The organism is Delftia sp. RIT313, from assembly GCF_000632165.1.
GTDB classification, from domain to species: Bacteria; Pseudomonadota; Gammaproteobacteria; order Burkholderiales; family Burkholderiaceae_C; genus Comamonas; species Comamonas acidovorans.
On sequence record NZ_JFYT01000040.1, the window covers coordinates 1 to 19,202 of the forward strand.

The window sequence follows — 19,202 nt, forward strand, 5'->3', positions numbered from 1 at the left end:
CCCAGTGCACCCCGCGCCCCCCGCCGCAAGGCCCTGGCCTGGGGCGCCGCCTGCGTCCTTGCCCCTTCATTGATCACCATGTCCAACGCCCTGCACGCCATCACCCCGACCGCCGAACTTCCGGCCGAACTGCGCAGCGCCCTGCCGTCCGCGCGCCTGATGGGCGCGGCCGTGCTGCGCTTTTTCGGCCTGCGCGTCTATGAGGCGCGGCTGTGGGCCGCGCCCGGACTGCTGCCCGAGGACTACGCCCGCCACCCGTTTGCACTGGAGCTGGTCTACGACCGCAAGCTCGAAGGCGCGGCCATTGCCGAGCGCTCCATCGCCGAAATGCGCAGGGTCGGCAGCTTCACCGAAGAGCAGGCCCGCCAATGGCTGGACCTGATGAAGCAGGCCTTTCCCGATGTGGTGGCCAAGGACCGGCTGCTGGGCCTGAACGACGGCCAGGGCGATGTGCGCTTTTTCCACAACGGCCGGCAGACGGCGCAGCTGCGCGATGCCGACTATGCGCGCCTGTTCTTCGGCATCTGGCTGGCGCCGCAGACCTCGGCGCCTGCCATGCGCACCTCGCTGCTGGGCCAGGGCTGAACGCCAGCGGACCACGCCATGACCTCCGTCCCGGCCCCCGCTCCTGCCCCCGTGCTGCCCTGGCGCACAGGGCTGGCCTATGGCGGGCTGGCCGCGCCGCTGGCCTTTGTGTCCCTGCCCCTGTATGTGAACCTGCCCTACCACTACGCCAGCGTGGCCGGCGCGCCGCTGGCCGGGCTGGGCGCCGTGCTGCTGGCCACGCGGGCGCTCGATGCCGTGGTCGATCCGGCCATTGGCCGCCAAGCCGACAGGCTGCTGCGCCAGGGTGTGCGGCCGGCCTGGCGTGCGGCTGCGCTGGGCAGCCTGCTGATGGTGCTGGGTTTCGGGGCGCTGTGGCATCCACCGCGCGGCGCCGAGGCCACCATGCTGGGCTGGCTGGCCGGCAGCCTGCTGGTGTGCACGCTGGCCTACAGCTTCGTCACCATCCTCCACCAGGCCTGGGGCACCCGCTGGGGCGGGCAGCCCGCCTGGCGTGCCCGTGTGACGGCCTGGCGCGAGGGCGCCACGCTGGCGGGCGTGCTGCTGGCCAGCGTGCTGCCGGCCGTGATGGGCCTTGACGCCACCAGCGCCGTGCTGGCGCTGGGCCTGGTGCTGGGGCTGATGGGGCTGTACCGGCTCCGGGCGCCCGTGGCTCCTGTGCCCCATGTGTCCCATGTGTCCTTTGCGCCCCGCATGCCGCAACCGGAGTCCCCGGCCTCGGCCGCCCTGGCCTCTTCCACTTCTCCATGGGCGGATGCCGGGTTTCGCCGGCTGCTGGCCATCTTCATGCTCAATGGCGTGGCCGCGGCCGTTCCCGCCACCTTGCTGCCCTTCTTTGTGGCCGACAGGCTGCAGGCGTCTGCACTGCAGCCCCTGCTGCTGCTGTGCTTCTTTGGCGCGGCGGCCCTGGGCCTGCCGCTGTGGGTGAAGGCCGTCTCGCGCTGGGGCCTGGCGCCCAGCTGGCGGGCGGGCATGCTGGCCAGCGTGCTGGCCTTCGGCTTCACGCCCTGGCTGGGCGCGGGCGACGCCATGGCCTTTGCCGTGATCTGCCTGGCCAGCGGGCTGGCCCTGGGCGCGGACCTGGCCCTGCCGGGCGCACTGCTCACGGGCGTGATCCACGAGTCCGGCCAGGGCGGCCGGGGCGAGGGCCGCTACCTGGGTTGGTGGACCTGCGCCACCAAGCTCAACCTGGCCTTGGCCGCAGGCCTGGCCCTGCCCCTGCTGTCCGCCGCGGGCTACCGCAGCGGCGGCACCGACCCGGCCGGGCTGCAGGCGCTGGCCTGGGCATATGGCGGGCTGCCGTGCCTGCTCAAGCTGGCGGCGGCGCTGCTGCTTTGGCGCGCCGAGCGATTGCATTCTTCCTGGAGTCACACATGAGCCACATCACCCACTGCGCTTCGTTTTCGCCGCTGCGGCGCGTCTGCCTGGGGGCGGCCTTGGCACTGTCCCTGGCGGGCTGTGCCGGGCCTTCGGTCCAGGACTACGCCAAGGAGCAGCCGACGCTGGACCTGCGCCAGTATTTCAACGGGCCGCTGACGGCGCATGGCATGTTCACGGACCGATCGGGCAAGGTGGTCAAGCGATTCACCGTGCGCATGACGGGCCGCTGGAATGGCGACGAGGGCTCCCTGGAGGAGCACTTCGTCTACAGCGACGGCAGCACCCAGGAGCGGGTCTGGCATATCCGCCACCTGGGCGACGGCCGCTACAGCGGCCGGGCCGACGACGTGGTGGGCGAGGCCCAGGGCCAGAGCGCGGGCAATGCCATCCGCTGGAGCTATGTGCTGGCCCTGCCCGTGAATGGGCGGGTCTGGAACGTCCACATGGATGACTGGATGTACCTCATGGACGGGCGCACCCTGCTCAACCGCACGGCCATGAGCAAGCTCGGCGTGCACCTGGGCGATGTGACGCTGTCCTTTGTCAAGGAGTGATGGCCATGCCGCTGTTCTCGCGCGGGCTGAACCCGCTGCTGGCTGACTGGAAGGGACGCTCGGCATGGGTGGTGGGCGCCTCCTCGGGCATAGGGCGTGCCACGGCCGAGGCGCTGCACCGGCAGGGCGCCCGGGTGATCGTCTCCGCACGGCACGGCGGCGCGCTGCAGGACTTCGTGCGCGGCCGCGAGGGCTGCCTGGCCCTGCCGCTGGACGTGACCGATGCCGCCGCCGTGGATGCGGCCGCCCAGGCCGTGCTGTCCCATGCGGGCGGGGCGCCCGACCTGATCCTCTACTGCGCAGGCCACTACCGGCCCCTGCGCGCCACCGAGTTCGACCTGGCCGAGATGCAGCACCACCTGGCCGTGAACTATGGCGGCGTGCTGCACCTGCTCGATGCCGTGCTGCCCATGCTGCTCAAGGCTGGCCGGGGCCATCTGGCCCTGGTCGGCTCGGTGGCCGGCTACCGGGGGCTGCCCATGTCCCTGGCCTACGGCCCCACCAAGGCGGCGCTCAACAACCTGGCGGAAAACCTCTATCTGGACCTGCATGGCCTGGGCCTGGGCGTGTCCATCATCAATCCCGGCTTTGTCGATACGCCGCTGACGGCGCAAAACAGCTTCAGCATGCCGGCCCTGATCGGCGCCGACGAGGCAGCCCGGCATATGCTGCAGGGCTGGGCGCAGGGGCGTTTCGAGATGAATTTCCCGCGCCGCTTCACGCGCTGGGTGCGCCTGCTGCGCTGCCTGCCAGACGCCTGGTATTTCTCTGCGGTCCGCCGCTTCACCGGAGCATGAAACCCATGAGCAGCGGCATATCCGATCCGCGACTGGCCCGCTTGGCCCAGGCCTACGAGGCCCTGCGCCGCGACAACCTGCCGGCGCTGCTGTCCCTGTATGCCGAGCAGGCCCTGTTCAAGGACCCGTTCAACGAGGTGCGCGGCCACGCCGCGATCGAGCGCGTGTTTTCCCACATGTTCGAGCAGTTGGACCGGCCCCGCTTCGCCGTCAGCCACGGCGCGGTGCAGGGCGACAGCGGCTTCTTGCTGTGGGAGCTGGGCTTTGTGCGCTCATCCGGCCAGCCCATGCACATCTGCGGCACCAGCTACCTGGAGTTCGATGCGCAGGGGCTGGTGGCAGTGCACCGCGATTTCTGGGACCCGGTGGAGGAAATCTTCGCCAAGGTCCCCGTGCTGGGCGCCGTGGCCAGGGCGCTGCAGCACAAGCTCAGGGCGCCGCAGTAAGCAGCCGGGCCAACTGCGCCAGGGCGCCGTCCAGCGCGTCGAAACGCGGCGCACCCAGGCAGATGCGCAGCCCGCTGGCCTGCTCCTGCGGGTCCACCATGAGCGAGCCCGGATCGGTCAGCTTCAAGCCCAGCGCCGCTGCGGCCGATACCAGGCGGCCGGCGGCTTCGCGCTCCATGGGCAGCCAGGCGTTGTAGGCCTCGGGGTGCAGCACCAGGCCGGAGCCACTCAGGTGCGAGGCGAGGTGTGATGCGGCCAGCCGGCAGCGCCGCTGTGCCTCATGGCGCAGGTCGGCCTGCAGGGAAGCGACCACGCCGTGCGACAGCCATTCATCGATCACGGCGCAGGAGAGGGCCGAAGGCGCCATGGACATCCCCTGCACAAGCTCCACAGCCGCGCCGCACAGCGAAGCGGGCAGCACCAGCATGCCCACCTGCAGCCCCGGGCCCAGGGACTTGGACAGCCCGTTCACATGCAGCGTGATCTCGGGCGCCAGCGTGGCCAGATGGGCCAAGGGTGCGTGACCGGGCAAGCAGGCGGCATACACGCCGTCCTCGATGATCCAGGCGCCTGCGCTGCGGCAGATGTCCACGATCGCCTGCCTGCGCTCCGCGCCCATGGTGGCCGTGGTCGGGTTGTGCAGCGTGGGGGTGAGGTAGACCACCTTGCCTTCGGCGGCGGGAATGCCCTCCAGTGCATCGGCCAGCGCCTGTGGCAGCAGGCCCTGCGCATCGATGGCCAGGCCCTGCAGGTCGCAGCCCTTGCGCCGGGCCAGGGCAATGGCGCCAGGGTAGGTGATGCGCTCGGTCATCAGCCGGCCCCGGGGCTGGCAGACCAGATCGAAGGCCAGCGACAGCGCCTGGCGCGCGCTGCTGGTCAGCACCATGTGGTCGGGTTCCACATTCAGGCCCAGCGTCTGCAGCCAGCGCACGAGCACGCGCCGATGCTCCAGGTGGCCCTGGGGCGGGGCATAGAAGTTGAAATGATCGGCATCGATGCTGCGCGCAATCCCGGTCAGCGTACGAGCCAGGACGCGCGCACTGATGGCGGCCGGCGGCGCGTTGGAAGACAGGTCGATGTCCTCGCCAGCCTGCGCCTGCTGTGACGCCACGAAGGTGCCACGGCCCTTGACGCTGCGTGTCAGCCCCCGGCGCTCGAGCAGCGCATAGGCCCTGGTCACCGAGCCCAGGCCGATCTGCAGCCTGTCGGCCAGGTCCCTGTGGGCGGGCAGGCGGTCGCCGCCGGCCAGCCGGCCTTCGACGATGTCGTCGGCCAGGGCACGCGCCAGCCGCTCGGCGGCACTGGCTTCAATGCGCGCAAGACGGGGCGTCCAGGGGGAGGGCAGGAGCATGGTCGGGGCAAGGAAAAAATGAGTGTGCCGTGACACTATTTCATTTGTCGATAGTGTAACGTTCACTCCATGTTCAGCCACATCACCGTCGGCGCCCGTGATCTCGAGCGGGCCGGCCGCTTCTATGACGCGGTGCTTTTCCCGCTGGGACTGCAGCGCCGCGCCGTCCAGCCCGATGGCGGGCCGGCCGCGCTGTGCTGGGTGGCGCCGCCGGCGGTCTTGCCGCGCTTTTATGTCTACAGCCCCTTCAACGGCGAGCCGGCCACGGCGGGCAATGGCGCCATGGTGGCCTTTGTGGCCCCGTCGCCCGACGCGGTGGACGCGGCCCATGCCGCCGGCCTGGCCCGGGGCGGCAGCGACGAAGGCCCGCCCGGCCCGCGCCCGCATTACGGCGATGGCTACTACGGCGCCTACCTGCGCGATCCCGACGGCAACAAGGTCCATGTGGTGCATCGCGCCGATGTGCGGCCGTAGCGCGGCACGGGCCCGCCGCCCGTTTCCCTTTCTTTTCCTTTCCATGCAACAAGGACCGTCTTCATGAGCATTGCCGTTCATATGGTCGACGTTTTCGCCAGCGGCCCGCTGTCCGGCAATCCGCTGGCCGTGATCACCGGTGGGCAGGCGCTGACCACCGCACAGATGCAGCAGCTGACACGCTGGTTCAACCTCTCCGAAACCGCGTTCCTGCTGCCGCCCACGCAGGCGCAGGCCGACTACCGCGTGAGGATTTTCACGCTGGACCGGGAGATGCCTTTTGCCGGCCATCCCACGCTGGGCAGCTGCCATGCTTGGCTGTCCCAGCACGGTGCGCCCAGGAACGCAGGCCACATCGTCCAGGAGTGCGGGGCGGGACTGGTGCAGATACGGCAGGAGCATGGGCGGCTGGCATTCGCCGCGCCGCCCATGCTGCGCTTTGGCGCGCCCACCGCCGATGAGCTGGATGCCGCGCTGCGCATGCTGGGCATCACTGCCGACGAGGTGCAGGCCGCCTCGTGGATAGACAACGGCCCCGGCTGGCTGGGCATCCGCCTGGCCTCGGCCGAGCAGGTGCTGGCGCTGAACCCGGCCCGGCAGTGGCCCACGCGCATGGACGTGGGCGTGGTGGGGCCCTATGCCAGGGGTGTCGGTGGTGCCAGCGGTGCCAGTCCTGCCGCCTGCGAGGTGCGCGCCTTCTTCTCCGATCACCAGGGCGCCATCGTCGAAGACCCCGTCACCGGCAGCCTCAACGCCTCGCTGGCGCAGTGGCTGTTTGCGACAGGGGTGATGGACAGCGACTACATTGCCGCCCAGGGCCGCTGCCTGGGCCGTGACGGCCGCATCTTCCTGACCCGTGACGGCACGGGCCAGGTCTGGGTGGGCGGCACGGCGCGCACCCATGTCGAAGGCGCACTGAGCGGCCTTTGATCCACACCGAAAGAAACCACGAATGACAGCGATACAAGAGAGCCCGCGCGCTCCCGTCTCATCGGCCAGGGCCAACCTGAAAATGCTGGTGCGCTACAAGGCCTGGGCCAACGGCCTGACCTTCAAGAGCGTGATGGAACTGCCCGAAGGCGAGGCCCTGAAGCAGCGCCCCACGAGCTTCGGCAACATGGTGCGCACGCTGAACCACGTCCTTGTGGTGGAGGACATCTTCAGGCACCACCTGCAGGGCCGCAAACATGGCTACACCATGCGCAACACCGACGACACGCCCACGCTGCCGGCGCTGTGGGAATCGGTGCAGGCAATGGACCGCTGGTATGTGGAGTTCGTCGACGCATGCCCGGACGAGGAACTGGCGAAGGTCGTGCACTTCGAGTTCGTGGGCGGCGGGCAGGGCGCCATGACGCGAGAGCAGATCGTGCTGCACGTGGTGAACCACGGCAGCTACCACCGTGGCTTTGTCAGCGACATGATGTACCAGGTGCCCTTCGTGCCGCCGGCCAACGACCTGCCGGTGTTCCTCAGGGACTGCTACCGCGTGGACGAGCCGGCCTGCGGTTGAGGCAGGGCCAGGGCCTGCTGCGCCAGGGCGCCCTGGAGCACGGGCAGCTCAGGCGGCGTGTTGCCGGGCAGGGCCCATCCCTGGCGCAGCGCACCGGCAAAACCGTCGGCCACGCGCGAGTAGGCGCGGCCGCTGGTCATCACCCGGGGCCGGGCCGACCAGGCGATGCGGGCGCCGCCGGCCGCCAGGCGGTCCACCAGGTCCTGGTCCTCGCCGCAGGTGCGTGCGTCGAACCCGCCGGCCTGGCGGTAGTGCCAGGCTGAGATGCCCAGGTTGGCACCGTGCACGTGGCGGTGGCCATCGCGGTCCGTGTAGGTGGTCTCGAAGTGCCGCCGCGCCGTGTCCGCCTGGACGCCGTGGGCCGACCAGTCGGCCACTTGCACCGTGCCGCAGACCACGTCGGACTGAAGCGCCAACTGGTCGGCCAGCCAACTCCGAGAGACCGTGGTGTCGGCATCCGTGAAGGCCAGCCAGCGGGCGCCCAGCAGCAGCAGGTACTCCGACCCCAGCGCGCGGGCCTTGCCCACGTTGCGCGCGGCAATCGGCAACGGGATGGCGGGCCAGCGGCGCACGGCCGATTCGGTGGCGTCCTGGCAGCTGTCCAGCACCACGACGACGGCCACGGTCTCGCCCTGCAGGTCGGCATGGGCGGCCGCGCAAAACACGCTGTCCAGGCAGCGGCCTATGAGGTCTTCCTCGTCATGGGCTGGGATGCACACGCCGATCATCTGTCCGTCCTTTCAGGGGTTTTCTGCCAGATGTCCAGCTGGAAATCCGGCTCGCTGTGGCTCAGCAGCAAGTGCAGCTGCGCATGGGCCGACACGCTGTCATGCAGGGTGCGAGTGGTCTGCAGGTGATCGTGCGCCCCATGCCGCCAGTGGCACATGAGCCAGTGCCCGCCGCCCTGCAGCGAGGCCAGGCACTGGCGGTTGAAATGCGCCAGTGCCGCGTCGTCGAAGTAGTAGGCGAGCTCCGAGACCACGATGAGATCGAAGCCTTGCTGCGGCATCTGTGGCACCTGTGGCCATTGCCAGGGCAGGGGCAGGGCCTGCAGGTCCAGGCGGGCGCGGTCCTGCGGCGCAATCCGCTGGCGGCACAGATCCACGGCCCTGTCCGAGAAATCGACGGCGCACAGCCGGTCGCAGCGCTGCAGCAGGCGCTGCGTGGCCTCGCCATTGCCGCAGCCGGGCTCGAAGCCGTGGGCATAGCGCTCGCGCGGCAGGGCGGCCAGCAGCAGGTCGCGCTTGCGCCGCTCGTACCAGCGCGATGCGACCTGCCAGGGGTCGGGGTCGGCCTGGTACATCTGCTCGAAGTGCTGCCTGGCGCCGTTCATAGAAACACCACTTCAAACGGACGCAGCAGGCGCTGCGTGGCCCAGGACGGCAGGACGGCGTCGCGGCCCGTGGACGGGTCTGGCAGCAGCTGGCTGCGAAAGCACGACAGGGCCTTGCGCTTGAGCGCCAGTTCCTGCGGCGCCAGCGCAATGGCGGCGGCGCGGTGCCAGGGCACGCGCGCGTCGCCGGGCTCGGCCCAGTGCCAGGCCCAGATCGGCAGCTCGAAGAGCCGGCAGCCCGTGTGCCGGGCCGCCGTGGCGCAGGCCTGTCCCGTGGCTTCGTGGTCCGGGTGGCCGTCTTCGCGCCAGGTGCACAGCAGCGCGTCCGAGGGCTGCAGCAACTGCTCCAGCCGCTGCAGCAACTGCGCTGCATGCTCGGCGATATGGCCGTCGGGCAGGCCCAGCCGCAGCACCTGCGCCTGCGGCGCAAGCAGGGCCAGGGCCTGGGTGCTCTCCTGCACGCGCTCGCGCTCCAGACGCTGCGGCGGCCACAGCGTCGAGTCGGGGTGGCTGGCTCCGCCATCGGTCACGGAGACGATGAGGCAAGGCATGCCCCGCTCGGCACAGCGGTGCAGCAGGCCGGCGCAGCCCAGGATTTCGTCATCCGGGTGCGGTGCGACGATGACGGCGCGGCGCCGGCCGTCCAGCAGGTCGTCCATGGATACCTGCGCTGGCCGGCGTTGCGCAAACCAGGCCTGCCAGCGCGATTCGGGCGTGCCCCGGCCCTCGATGAGGCGCGGCTTCACAGCATCCATGCCGCGCCTCCCGGTGCCTGCGAGGCCTGTGCCTTCTCGGCCAGCAGGCGGCCCAGCGCGGCCTGGTCACGCTCGGCATGGCTTTGGCGGATGAAGACGGGCAGGTCGGCCATCAGCTGCGCCAGGCCCCTGTTCTTGCACAGCGGGCCGGGACCGATGGCGCGCGGCACGCGCCGCAGTACCTCTTCGGCGGCGGCTTCCACGGCCAGGCGGGCGCGGCTCACGGCCAGCAGGCAGGGGTCCGAGGGCGTGGCATCGATGCAGGCCGCAGCGTCGCGCAGCAGGCCGGCCGCGCTGGCCAGGGCCACGTCCAGCGCGCCCAGGTGGGCCTGGCGGTGCGGGTCCTCTCCTTGACTGACGGCCTGCTGCAGATGGCTGGCGATGCGCGCTGCCGCGCCATGCCAGCAGGCCGCAACGCCTGCGCCGCCATGGTGAAAGCCGGGGCGGCTCAGGTACTGGCCCGGGGCCCCGACCAGCACGCCGGTGGCGCCGTCGAAGTGCACATCGGCGCTGGCGCTGGCGGCCATGCCCACGGCCTGCCAGTGGCTGTCGTCCCTGCGGATGCCGGGCTGGTCCATGGTGACGGCGATCAGGCAGCGCTGGCCGTCCGCCAGCCAGCCGCTGACCAGGGCGCGGTCCACGGCGCGTGCGCCGGAGCACCAGGGCTTGTGGCCGGACAGGCGAACCGCCGAGCCTGCCTGCAGCGTCATGCGTTGCGTGGCGTCGGGAGATGCCGCCGTGGCCTGCACGCGCTCGCCCGGCGGCTCGGCGCACCAGACGGCCCAGCGCAGTCCTTCGGTGGCCAGGTCGGCCTGCAGTTCGGACAGGATGGCCAGGGCGTCGGTATGGCCTTCATAGAGCTTGGCCAGGCCCAGGCTGTGGGCGGCCACTTCGGCCAGTGCTCGCCAGCGCTGCAGCGTGTGGCCATGGCCCGGCAGCGGCAGGCGGTCGGCGCCCTGCGCTACCAGCAGGGCCAATTGGTCCGCCGGCGACAGGTCCGCATGGCCGCGCAAGGCCTGGGCCAGCGTGTCGCTGCATGTCCACGCATTGGCGTGCTCGTCGTTGTGCTGGGCCATCACCGCTCACCTTCCTTTTTCGTGCCTTGCGCAGCCTGGAAAATGGGGGGAGGCGCCAGGCGATGCCATCGTGCCGGGAGGATGAACGCGGCGCCGCAGGAGCAGGAAGGCATTACCTGTCGGAGATCACCGACCGGCAGGCGTCCCGTTCCACGCCGTCGGCAGGGCAGGCGGCCAGTTCCAGGCGCAGCGGTGCCTGCTCCTGCCTGATCGAGGGAACGGGGATGCCGAAGCCTTCCCTTTCCCTGTGCTCCAGCGGCCTGGCCTCTTTCAAGGCAGACAGAAAGGCCTTGCGCCACCAGTGCACGTCCTGCTCGGCAATGCGCTGCAGCAGCCGCTGGTGCCGCTGGCGCCTTTCCTGCAGCGGCATCTGCAGGGCCTGCTGCACCACGGCGGCCGTGCCGTGCACGTCGTAGGGATTGACCAGCAGCGCCTCCTGCAGCTGCTCGGCAGCGCCGGCAAACCGCGACAGCACCAGCACGCCCGGGTCGGCCGGGTCCTGGGCCGCCACGTATTCCTTGGCCACGAGGTTCATGCCGTCGCGCAGCGGGGTGACCAGGCCCACGGCCGCCGCGCGGCACAGGCCCGGAATGCCGTCGCGCGGCAGGGTCTGGTGGATGTAGCGCACGGGCATCCAGTCGAGCTCGCCGTAGTCGCCGTTGATGGCGCCGCACAGCGATTCGAGTTCACGCCGTATGTCGGCATACGCGTCCAGGCCCTCGCGCGTGGGCGAGCCGATCTGGATCAGCGTGGCGCTGCGGCGCTGCTCGGGATGGCGGGCCAGCAGCTCCCGGAAGGCGCGCAGGCGCTGCGGCAGGCCCTTGGAGTAGTCCAGCCGGTCTATGCCCAGCAGCAGGCGGCGCTGGGCGTATTCGTGCTTCATGCGCTCGTACATGTCCCGCGAGGCGCCGCCCTGTGCAAGCGCCATGAAACCTTCCACATCGATGCCTATGGGGAAGGCGCGGCACACCAGGCGCTGGCCATGGGCGCGGAATGCGCCGTCGCCCAGGGCCTGGCCGCCCGCCTCCTCGCAGACATAGCGCTCGAAATGCTGCACGTCCTGGCGGGTCTGCAGGCCCACGAGGTCATAGGCGAACAGGCAGCGCATCAGCCATGCATGCTCGGGAATGGCCGCCAGCAGGGTCGGCGGGGGCAATGGGATGTGCAGGAAAAAGCCGATGCGCTGGCGGCAGCCCAGGGCGCGCAGCTCGGCCGCCAGCGGGATCAGGTGGTAGTCATGCACCCAGAGGATGTCGTCCTCCGCCAGCAGGGGCAGCAGCCGGCGCGCAAGCAGCTGGTTCACGCGGCGGTAGCCGGCCGCAAGGCCCGTGTCGAAATTCGCCAGGTCCAGCCGGCCATGGAAGACGGGCCACAGCACGCCGTTGCTGTAGCCCGCGTAGTAGCTGTCGTGGTCTGCACGGTCCAGGTCCACCGTGGCCAGCGTGACCTTGCCGGCCTGGGAGCGGTGCACATGGCCGGCAGGCGCGGCCTGGGCACCGTCGTCGGTGACGGTTCCGCTCCAGCCGAACCACAGGCCGCCCGTCTGCCGCAGCGCATCGCCCATGGCCACGGCAAGGCCCCCGGCTGCGGTCCTGCACGGATCGGCCACGCGGTTGGAGATCACCACCAGCCGGCTCATGGCAGGGCCTCCGCGCAGGTCTGTGCCGCCAGGTGCATGCATGCGGACTGCAGCCAGGCGTGGACGGCCTGCGGGCTGTCCAGCCGGTGGCGGGCCCCGCTTGCGCCTTCGCCCACCTTGATCGCCATGCCGCCGTGCGCCTGCACCACGGCAAAGCCGCTCTCGTCCGTGACATCGTCACCGGCAAACACGGGGGTGCGGCCGGCGAACGGCTCTTCGCGCAGAAAGGCCGCAATGGCGCGGCCCTTGTCCACGCCCGCAGGCCTGACCTCCAGCACGCATTTGCCGTGCAGCAGCTCCAGACCGGGCAGGTGCCGCAGTGCGCGGCTCAATGTATCCAGGCACAGCGCCGCCAATTCTGGCGCGCGCCGGTAGTGCAGTGCGACCGAGGAGCGCTTGCGCTCCACCAGCAGGAAGGGATGATCGGCCGCCAAGGCATTGCACAACTGCAGCACGGTCTCTGGCAGAGCCGATGGCTGAGCGTGCAGGCGGCCGCCGGCATCCCGCCGCTGCAGGCCGTGCTCGCCGGCGGCGGGCAGGCACAGCGGCGCCAGGTAGCGGTCCAGCACCTCGATCTGACGGCCTGTGACGATGGCCAGCGCGCCATCGAGCCGGCCCTGCAGGCCGGCCAGCAGCGGGAGCAGGGCGGGATCCGGCCTGATGGCGTCCGGTGTCTCGGCCAGGGGCACGAGCGTGCCATCGAAGTCGAGGAACAGCGCGGATCTGCAGGTGGGGAGCGGAGGTGTTTCCATGGAGAGACCAAGGTATCGAGTGCCGGGTCCATCGGCCGTCAGCCGAGCGCTTGTGCGGGGATCGGCCATGCGCCGCAGTCTCTCGATGAAAGCGGCCCGGTCAGCCCATGAGCGCCGGCACCAGGCGCAAAATGGCCTCGCCCAGAATGCCCTGCAGGGCTGCGGCCTGCCAGAGCAGGCCCACGTTGTCCAGCGTGGCGCGCGCCCGGGGCTGCAGATGGCCGGACCATGATCGGGCCAGCAAAAAGCCGCCCAGCACCATCATCAGCACGCAGTGAAAGCCCTGGTAGGCCACGATGACGCCCACGGCCGCGCTCCAGCCGTCCGCACGCGGTGAAAGCCCCGCGTCCAGATGGCCTGCCAGCGACAGGCCAAAGGCCCCCACCGCGCACACCAGGGCCCCCAAGGCGCAGGCACGCAGCAGGCGCTGCCTGTGCGGTCCGTCTCCCAAAGGTGAGCGCGTGCAGTGCCGCAGCAGCAGGGCACTGGCGGCCAGCAGCAGCACGTTGGCCATGGCCCGGGAGGGCGCGGGCAGGGCCGCGCCCGGCGGAGGGCAGACCTCCAGCGCCATCGACAGGTGGATGTAGGCATAGGCGAAGGAGGCGAAGACCGTGAAGTCCACGGTGCACAGGATGAGCACGGCCCACCAGGAATGCGATCGCCTGCCGGCCGGCTGCACGGGCAGGAAGACGCCCGTGGCCACCTCGGCCCGGGGGGCCGGCGCAGTGCGGTCCAGCTGCCAGATCCAGGCCAGCATGGCGGCGATGGCGCCCAGGCCGCAGGCAAAGGCCAGCGCCACCCATTCCACGGTCAGCAGCAAAAAGAAGGCGGCCGTGCCCGCTGCGGCCAGCAGCGGCGGCCAGCCGTCGGTGGGCAGGCGCAGCAGTTGCACGGGCCGGGCGCTGCGCGCATCGGTGAGCAGGGTTTCCCGGCCGCCGAAGACGGTGCCGGGCAGCCAGTAGCGGCCTTGCTCCACTTCCTGCGCCAGCGATGGCCGGTCCCACAGCGGCTCGGTGCCGCGCACTTCGGGAATGCTGCGCACGCCGTACTCGCGCGGCGGCAGCCATTCCAGCGTGCCTGCGCGCCAGGGATTGCCATGGTCGCGGTCCGGCCGGCGCACGGCCCGGGCCACGTCGATGAACAGCAGCAGCACGCCCAGCGCAAAGATGAAGGCGCCCACGGTGGACAGCAGGTTCAGCCCGTTCCAGCCCAGCGCGTCCGCGTAGGTGTAGACACGGCGCGGCATGCCCAGCAGGCCTGTCAGGTGCATGGGGAAAAAGGCGATGTTGAAGCCGCCGAACAGCAGGGCGAATATCCAGCGTCCCAGCCGCTCGGACAGCGCCGCGCCGTTGAACACGGGCAGCCAGTAGTACAGGGCCGCGAACACGGGGAACACCATGCCGCCGATCAGCACGTAGTGCAGGTGGGCGACGATGAAGTAGCTGTCATGCGCCTGCCAGTCGAACGGAATCACGGCCACCATCACGCCCGTCAGCCCGCCCAGCACGAAGATGAAGTGAAAGCCCAGCAGGAACAGCGTGGGCGTGTCCATGCGCACGCGGCCCTGCCAGAAGGTGGCAATCCAGGCGAAGACCTGAAGCCCGCTCGGAATGGCCACCACGAAGCTGGCGATGGAAGTCAGCAGCAGCGCCGTCAGTCCCAGGCCGGCCGCGAACATGTGGTGTATCCACAGCAGCAGGCTGACCACGCCCACGCCGGCCAGCGCCCAGACCACGGCGCGCTGGCCCACCAGGGGCGTGCCTGCCATGGCGGGCACCATCATGGACACCATGCCGGCCGCAGGCAGGAAGATGATGTAGACCTCCGGGTGGCCGAAGAACCAGAAGAGATGCTGCCAGAGCACCGGGTCGCCGCCGGACTGCGGATTGAAGAAGGGCCAGTCGAAGGCGCGCTCCAGCTCCAGCAGCGTGGTGGCCGCGATCACGGCCGGGAAGGCGAACACGATCATCAGCGCGCTGACCAGGGTGGCCCAGGCGAACACCGGCATCCGGCCCAGCGTCATGCCCGGTGCGCGCGTGAAGAGAATGCCGACGATCAGCTCGATGGCGCCCGCAATCGCCGAGATCTCGATGAAGCCGATGCCCAGCAGCCAGAAGTCCGCGCCGATGCCGGGCGAGTACTGCTTGTTCGTGAGCGGCGGGTACATGAACCAGCCGCCATCGGGCGACACGCCCCAGAAGATGGTGCAGAAGAACGCCAGGCCGCCGATCGCATAGGCCCAGAAGGCATAGGCGGACAGCCGGGGAAAGGGCAGGTCCCGGGCGCCCAGCATGCCCGGCAGCAGAAAGACTGCAATCGCCTCCACCACGGGCACGGCAAACAGGAACATCATCACCGTGCCGTGCATGGTGAACATCTGGTTGTAGGTGGCGGCGTCCAGCAGGTCGTTGTCGGGCACGGCCAGCTGCACGCGCATCACCAGCGCCAGGATGCCGCCCAGCACGAAGAACAGCAGAGCCGTCACGATGTAGAAGGCGCCGATCTGCGTGTTGTTCACGGCGCTGAAAATGCGCCAGCCGCGCGGGCGTGCCCAGGCACGCTCCAGGGCTTCGCGCTCGCCGGCGGGGCGGGGCAGGGCGCTGGGAAAGCCGTGCGGCGGGGCAGCATCTATTTCAGGGTGCTCAGCCATGCGGCGATGTCTTCCAGTTCGTGGTCGGGCACACGCCCGGCGCCCGAGGGCATGCGCGCCCCGGCCTTGAGCTGCTGCGTATGGGTGATCCAGGAGCGAAGGTTCTGTGGCGTGTTGGGCAGGCTGGCGGCGGCCAGCGACAGGCGGCCGCCCACATGGGTCAGGTCCGGCCCCAGGCCGCGCGAGGCCTCGTCGGCCACGCCGCGCACGCGGTGGCAGAAGCTGCAGCGGTGCTTCTCGAAGGCCTGCAGCCCCGGGTGGTTCACGGCAACGGAGGCGGGCCGCGCCTGCGCGGCGGACCAGCGCTCGAACGCCTGCGGCGCCACCACCAGTACGTCGAGCGCCATGCGCGCATGCTGCTCGCCGCAATACTCGGCGCATTGCCCGCGCCAGCGGCCCTCGGCTGTGGGCTGTACCAGCAGGTGCTGCAGACGGCCCGGCACCATGTCCATTTTTCCGCCCAGTGCCGGCACCCAGAAGCTGTGAATCACATCGCCGCTGGCCAGCGCGAAGTACACGGGCCGGCCCACGGGCAGCCGGACCTCGTTGGCCGTCACGAACTCGGCGCCCGTGCGCGGATCGCTGTAGCGTATGTCCCACCACCACAGGTGTGCCGTCACGGTCACCACCAATGCGTCGGCCGGGGGCATGGGGCGCCAGTCGGGGCGGCGGCTTTCTCCGTAGAAGAACAGGGCTGTCAGCACGGCAACGGGCAGGGCGATGCCGCCACCGACCAGCCACAGGCGCACGCGCACCGGGCGCGCGCGGCCCAGCGACAGGGCCAGCAGCAGCATCACGCCCAGCAGCAGCGCCGCCGCGCCCACGGACAGCACGGCACTGAGTTCTCCGAACGAGGCCGCCTGCACGCTGCCCGCATGCAGCGATGACTGGGGGGTGGCGGCCGCCGTGCCGCTCATTGGAGGCTGCCCAGGTAGGCCGCCATGTCGCGCGCCTGCGCGGCCGATACGCCAAGCGACGGCATGGTGGTGGAGGGCACCAGTGCCTGCGGGTGCACGATCCAGGCGCTCAGGAGGTGCGGAAGGTTGGGCAGCCGCCCGGCGATATAGCTGCGCCGTCCGAAGCCGTCCAGCGGCGTGGCGTCCCGTCCCCGGGCATCGGCCACGCCAGGGATGCTGTGGCAGCTGCCGCAGCGGTACTGGGCCAGCAGGAGCCTGCCGCGCTCGACCGACGCGCTTTCCTGGCCAGCTGCCGCACCGCCGCATGCAAGCCAGAAAGCGGCGCACAGGCTTGCGGCGACTCGCTGGCGCCGGTGCAGGAAGGAAGGGAGCGCCTCGGGCATGGGGAAATTATTCCGCGTCCCCAATCAGGATCTGCTGACATTCGCGCAGCACGGCGGGTAGGACAATTTCTCATGGCCTCCACCAAGCTGCGCACCGTGGCACTCACGCTTTTGGCCGTTGCCTGCGCGGCAGCGGGGCTGGCTGCCGCCCTGGTGTCCAGCGGCGTCTACAACGTGGCCGCCAATCGCCAGCACCTGAAGCCGGTCTACCAGTTGCTGGACATTGCCATGCGCCAGTCCGTGCGCTACCACGCGCGGGGCCTGGAGCCGCCGCGCGCGGCGGACGAAGCCATGCTGGCGCGCGGTGCGCAGTGCTATCGCCAGCACTGCGTGCAGTGCCACGGCGGCCCCGGCGTGGCCCAGGGGGCGGCGGGCCAGGGCATGCAGCCGCTGCCCGGGCCCCTGATCGACGCCACGCAGCGATGGAACGCCGGCCAGCTGTACTGGCTCACGCGCAACGGGCTGAAGATGACGGGCATGCCTTCCTGGGAATTTCGCCTGTCGGAGGACGATCTCTGGGCGGTGGTCGCCTTCGTGCAGAAGATGCCGCAGCTGTCGCCGCCGCAGTTCGCCGCGATGGCGGGGCAGGACTGGGTGGTGGGCTCCGCAGGACACGCGGGCCGGGACGATGTCTTCCAGCCGTGCAGGCCGCCCGTGCAGGCGCTGCGGCCCGGTGATGCCGTGCGCGGGCAGCGGGCCCTGTACCAGTACGCCTGTGTGGGCTGCCACACGGTGGCGGGCCAGGCCCAGGCCAGCCCGCAGGTGGGGCCGCCGCTGGACGGCATGGCGCGCCGCACCCGCATTGCCGGCGTGCTGGACAACACGCCCGACAACATGGTGCGCTGGCTGGTGCAGACCGACGCCGTCAAGCCGGGAACCGCCATGCCCGCCATGGGGGTAGCCGAGCAGGATGCACGGGACATTGCTGCCTACCTGGCCAGCTTGCGCTAGCGCTGGCTCAACGCTCGGCCTTGATGGAGCCGCGGATGTTGGTGATTGCCAGGCAGGCCTGCAGCGTCACCAATGCCCAGGCGCCGGAGGACCATCCCCACAGCGCCCACAGCACATTGCTGAGCATCAGGATCCAGAAGCCCACATTGCGCCGCCCGGCGGAACGCGAGCCCACCCACCATGCGCCGATGAGGGAGGCCGCAAAGGCAGGCCACTGGAGCCAATCGGGAATGTCTGGCATGGGTTCTACCTGGATGGAGTGCAGTCAGGCCGCCTCAGTTGCCGGGCCGTGCCGGGTCGTCCTCGTCGATGGAGTGGCATTCCTTGCAGGCTCCGCTTTCGCGCGCGCGGGCGGCCAGGTTCACGTAGAAGGCCGCCACTTGCTGCAGCTGCTCCTCGTCCAGCCCCTCGATGCCGATCATGCGGTTGCTGGCAATCTTGTTGGCTGCCAGCAGCTCGTTGAGCTTCAGGTGCAGGGCCACGCTGTCCTTGTTCTGGCTTTGCTGGATGAGGAACACCATCAGAAAGGTCACGATGGTCGTGCCCGTGTTGATGACCAGCTGCCAGTTCTCCGAGAAATGGAACATCGGCCCCGCCACGGCCCATACGGCCACACAGATCAGAGCCACGCAAAACGCCATGGGCGTGCCGGCCCAGCGCGTCACCCTGCTGGCGAAATGATCGAAGGCCGACAGCAGGCGCGAGTGGTCGGCATACGAGGCACTGCTGGTCTCGGGCATGGAGCCCAGGGCGTCTCCCGGTGTGCGGCGGCTTGGTGTGGAACTTGTGCTTTGCATGGGGGAAAACCGTCCGGAAAAAATCGATCAAGGCTGCTTGCGCACCATCTTCTTGCGTTGCTCGGCATCCAGTCCCGGCGTCTGCCGCATGTCGGTATCCACCTGGCCGGAAACAATGTCGTCATGGGCCTGTCGCATCACCGGGTCGGGCGCATCGCTGGTGGCGTCCAGGCTCTGGTCGCGCTCGTGCGGAAGGCGCAGGCCTTGTTCGGATGCGTCGGCTGCATCGGATTCACCGGGCGCATGCGGCGCCTTGCCCACTTGGCCGGGCAGCTTGGTCTGGCCATCGCCCGACGGCTTCGCCTGTGTGGGTGCAGAGGACTTGGATGCGGATGGGGTCTTGTCTTTCATGGCGTCTTCCTTTCGTTCGCGGGCCTGCGCAGGCGGCGCTTGGGCCATGGTCTCTTTGCCCGTGCGTAGCCGCCGTGGGACCACGCCGAAAGCGCAGGAACGAAAAGATGCCTCGCGCATGAACGCCGTTCTCAGGCACGTCGTTTGCCCTGTGGGAGACGCCCCACGCCGGCGGGCGCCCATGGCCCGCTGCCTGGGCCTTGCGCGCTGCCTAGACTGGAAGTCCGGCCCTGCAGCGATGGGGCCCGGCACCCTAGACAAGGAGCGCGATATGAGCAGCGACAGACAGGAGCCCGGCAAGGGCAAGGTGGAGAACGATCACAACCGCCAGGGCGCGAAGCCGCCCACGCAAAGGAACGAAGGCCAGCGGACGCCCGAAAGCCGCCATGACCGCGAGGCCCATGTCGGCAGCGGCAACCAGGCCCAGACGCGCCAGAACAAGGGCGGCGGCCCAGGCGGCGGCCCAGGCGGCGACCGCGGCGCTGGATGAATTGCCGTTTCCTCGCGACAAGGGCACCC

23 protein-coding genes are annotated in these 19,202 nt (G+C 70.1%); 10 read left to right on the forward strand and 13 right to left on the reverse strand.

Translation table 11 applies throughout. The features are described 5' to 3' along the window. The 5 genes from BW39_RS10500 to BW39_RS10520 all read left to right on the forward strand — a co-directional run. Window positions 1–585 (forward strand): hypothetical protein (locus BW39_RS10500; RefSeq protein ID WP_043821599.1); only part of this gene is annotated, 585 nt, incomplete at its 5' end. A gap of 18 nt (window positions 586–603) precedes the next feature. After that, window positions 604–1,941 (forward strand): MFS transporter, encoded by a 1,338-nt coding sequence (locus BW39_RS10505; RefSeq protein ID WP_043821602.1) that lies wholly within the window; start codon window positions 604–606, stop codon window positions 1,939–1,941. After that, window positions 1,938–2,498 carry a DUF3833 domain-containing protein gene (locus BW39_RS10510; protein ID WP_043821604.1) on the forward strand — a complete coding sequence of 187 codons (561 nt, stop codon included), beginning with the start codon at window positions 1,938–1,940 and terminating at the stop codon, window positions 2,496–2,498. Before BW39_RS10505 ends, BW39_RS10510 begins: the two co-directional genes overlap by 4 nt. 5 nt (window positions 2,499–2,503) lie before the next feature. Continuing rightward, complete coding sequence (locus tag BW39_RS10515; protein ID WP_043821706.1) at window positions 2,504–3,295, forward strand: SDR family NAD(P)-dependent oxidoreductase; 792 nt, start codon at window positions 2,504–2,506, stop codon at window positions 3,293–3,295. Window positions 3,296–3,300: 5 nt separating this feature from the next. Then, on the forward strand, window positions 3,301–3,741 hold the full coding sequence (locus BW39_RS10520) for a nuclear transport factor 2 family protein (RefSeq protein ID WP_043821606.1): 441 nt from the start codon (window positions 3,301–3,303) through the stop codon (window positions 3,739–3,741). On the opposite strand, the gene BW39_RS10525 is transcribed toward BW39_RS10520, so the two are convergent. Further along, a complete protein-coding gene (locus tag BW39_RS10525) occupies window positions 3,725–5,092 on the reverse strand; it encodes an aminotransferase-like domain-containing protein (protein WP_043821607.1) in 1,368 nt (455 codons plus the stop codon). The two genes, BW39_RS10520 and BW39_RS10525, sit on opposite strands and share 17 nt — an antisense overlap. A 69-nt stretch (window positions 5,093–5,161) precedes the next feature. On the opposite strand from BW39_RS10525, the gene BW39_RS10530 reads away from it, so the two are divergent. The 3 genes from BW39_RS10530 to BW39_RS10540 all read left to right on the forward strand — a co-directional run bounded on the left by BW39_RS10530 (window position 5,162) and on the right by BW39_RS10540 (window position 7,079). Then, window positions 5,162–5,566, forward strand: a complete 405-nt coding sequence (locus tag BW39_RS10530; RefSeq protein ID WP_043821609.1) for a VOC family protein — start codon at window positions 5,162–5,164, stop codon at window positions 5,564–5,566. A 63-nt stretch (window positions 5,567–5,629) separates the two neighbouring features. Next, complete coding sequence (locus tag BW39_RS10535; RefSeq protein ID WP_043821611.1) at window positions 5,630–6,496, forward strand: PhzF family phenazine biosynthesis protein; 867 nt, start codon at window positions 5,630–5,632, stop codon at window positions 6,494–6,496. A gap of 22 nt (window positions 6,497–6,518) precedes the next feature. Beyond that, window positions 6,519–7,079, forward strand: coding sequence for a DinB family protein (locus tag BW39_RS10540; RefSeq protein ID WP_043821612.1), 561 nt, complete (start codon window positions 6,519–6,521; stop codon window positions 7,077–7,079). Here the strand turns inward: BW39_RS10540 and BW39_RS10545 are convergent. From BW39_RS10545 to BW39_RS10585, 9 genes are all read right to left on the reverse strand, one after another. Further along, window positions 7,049–7,807: a glycosyltransferase gene (locus tag BW39_RS10545; RefSeq protein ID WP_043821614.1), complete on the reverse strand. Its 759-nt coding sequence runs from the start codon at window positions 7,805–7,807 to the stop codon at window positions 7,049–7,051. The two genes, BW39_RS10540 and BW39_RS10545, sit on opposite strands and share 31 nt — an antisense overlap. Beyond that, the gene (locus tag BW39_RS10550) at window positions 7,804–8,412 is read right to left on the reverse strand and encodes a class I SAM-dependent methyltransferase (RefSeq protein WP_013800479.1); all 609 of its coding nucleotides are present in this window, start codon (window positions 8,410–8,412) and stop codon (window positions 7,804–7,806) included. The genes BW39_RS10545 and BW39_RS10550 overlap by 4 nt, the downstream gene beginning before the upstream one ends. Beyond that, complete coding sequence (locus BW39_RS10555) at window positions 8,409–9,167, reverse strand: PIG-L deacetylase family protein (RefSeq protein ID WP_043821615.1); 759 nt, start codon at window positions 9,165–9,167, stop codon at window positions 8,409–8,411. The genes BW39_RS10550 and BW39_RS10555 overlap by 4 nt, the downstream gene beginning before the upstream one ends. Continuing rightward, a complete protein-coding gene (locus BW39_RS10560; RefSeq protein WP_043821616.1) occupies window positions 9,155–10,243 on the reverse strand; it encodes an acyl-CoA dehydrogenase family protein in 1,089 nt (362 codons plus the stop codon). Before BW39_RS10560 ends, BW39_RS10555 begins: the two co-directional genes overlap by 13 nt. 112 nt (window positions 10,244–10,355) lie before the next feature. Beyond that, window positions 10,356–11,882 (reverse strand): alpha,alpha-trehalose-phosphate synthase (UDP-forming), encoded by a 1,527-nt coding sequence (locus BW39_RS10565; RefSeq protein WP_043821618.1) that lies wholly within the window; start codon window positions 11,880–11,882, stop codon window positions 10,356–10,358. Further along, window positions 11,879–12,634, reverse strand: coding sequence for a trehalose-phosphatase (otsB, locus tag BW39_RS10570; protein ID WP_043821620.1), 756 nt, complete (start codon window positions 12,632–12,634; stop codon window positions 11,879–11,881). Before otsB ends, BW39_RS10565 begins: the two co-directional genes overlap by 4 nt. 100 nt (window positions 12,635–12,734) lie before the next feature. Beyond that, the gene (locus BW39_RS10575; RefSeq protein WP_052155313.1) at window positions 12,735–15,284 is read right to left on the reverse strand and encodes a cbb3-type cytochrome c oxidase subunit I; all 2,550 of its coding nucleotides are present in this window, start codon (window positions 15,282–15,284) and stop codon (window positions 12,735–12,737) included. Further along, window positions 15,263–16,201 carry a cytochrome c oxidase subunit II gene (locus BW39_RS10580; protein WP_043821621.1) on the reverse strand — a complete coding sequence of 313 codons (939 nt, stop codon included), beginning with the start codon at window positions 16,199–16,201 and terminating at the stop codon, window positions 15,263–15,265. Before BW39_RS10580 ends, BW39_RS10575 begins: the two co-directional genes overlap by 22 nt. Then, window positions 16,198–16,584 carry a c-type cytochrome gene (locus BW39_RS10585; protein ID WP_043821623.1) on the reverse strand — a complete coding sequence of 129 codons (387 nt, stop codon included), beginning with the start codon at window positions 16,582–16,584 and terminating at the stop codon, window positions 16,198–16,200. The genes BW39_RS10580 and BW39_RS10585 overlap by 4 nt, the downstream gene beginning before the upstream one ends. Before the next feature lie 72 nt (window positions 16,585–16,656). On the opposite strand from BW39_RS10585, the gene BW39_RS10590 reads away from it, so the two are divergent. Beyond that, the gene (locus BW39_RS10590; RefSeq protein WP_043821625.1) at window positions 16,657–17,535 is read left to right on the forward strand and encodes a c-type cytochrome; all 879 of its coding nucleotides are present in this window, start codon (window positions 16,657–16,659) and stop codon (window positions 17,533–17,535) included. Between the two features lie 7 nt (window positions 17,536–17,542). On the opposite strand, the gene BW39_RS10595 is transcribed toward BW39_RS10590, so the two are convergent. The 3 genes from BW39_RS10595 to BW39_RS10605 are packed head-to-tail and all read right to left on the reverse strand — an operon-like array spanning window position 17,543 to window position 18,683. Then, on the reverse strand, window positions 17,543–17,776 hold the full coding sequence (locus BW39_RS10595) for a hypothetical protein (RefSeq protein ID WP_013800488.1): 234 nt from the start codon (window positions 17,774–17,776) through the stop codon (window positions 17,543–17,545). Between the two features lie 34 nt (window positions 17,777–17,810). After that, the gene (locus tag BW39_RS10600; protein WP_043821626.1) at window positions 17,811–18,332 is read right to left on the reverse strand and encodes a low affinity iron permease family protein; all 522 of its coding nucleotides are present in this window, start codon (window positions 18,330–18,332) and stop codon (window positions 17,811–17,813) included. Between the two features lie 27 nt (window positions 18,333–18,359). Further along, entirely contained in the window at window positions 18,360–18,683 is a 324-nt protein-coding gene (locus BW39_RS10605; protein ID WP_043821628.1) for a hypothetical protein, read from the reverse strand. Between the two features lie 271 nt (window positions 18,684–18,954). On the opposite strand from BW39_RS10605, the gene BW39_RS10610 reads away from it, so the two are divergent. Beyond that, on the forward strand, window positions 18,955–19,173 hold the full coding sequence (locus BW39_RS10610; protein ID WP_043821630.1) for a hypothetical protein: 219 nt from the start codon (window positions 18,955–18,957) through the stop codon (window positions 19,171–19,173). Window positions 19,174–19,202 lie beyond the last annotated feature (29 nt).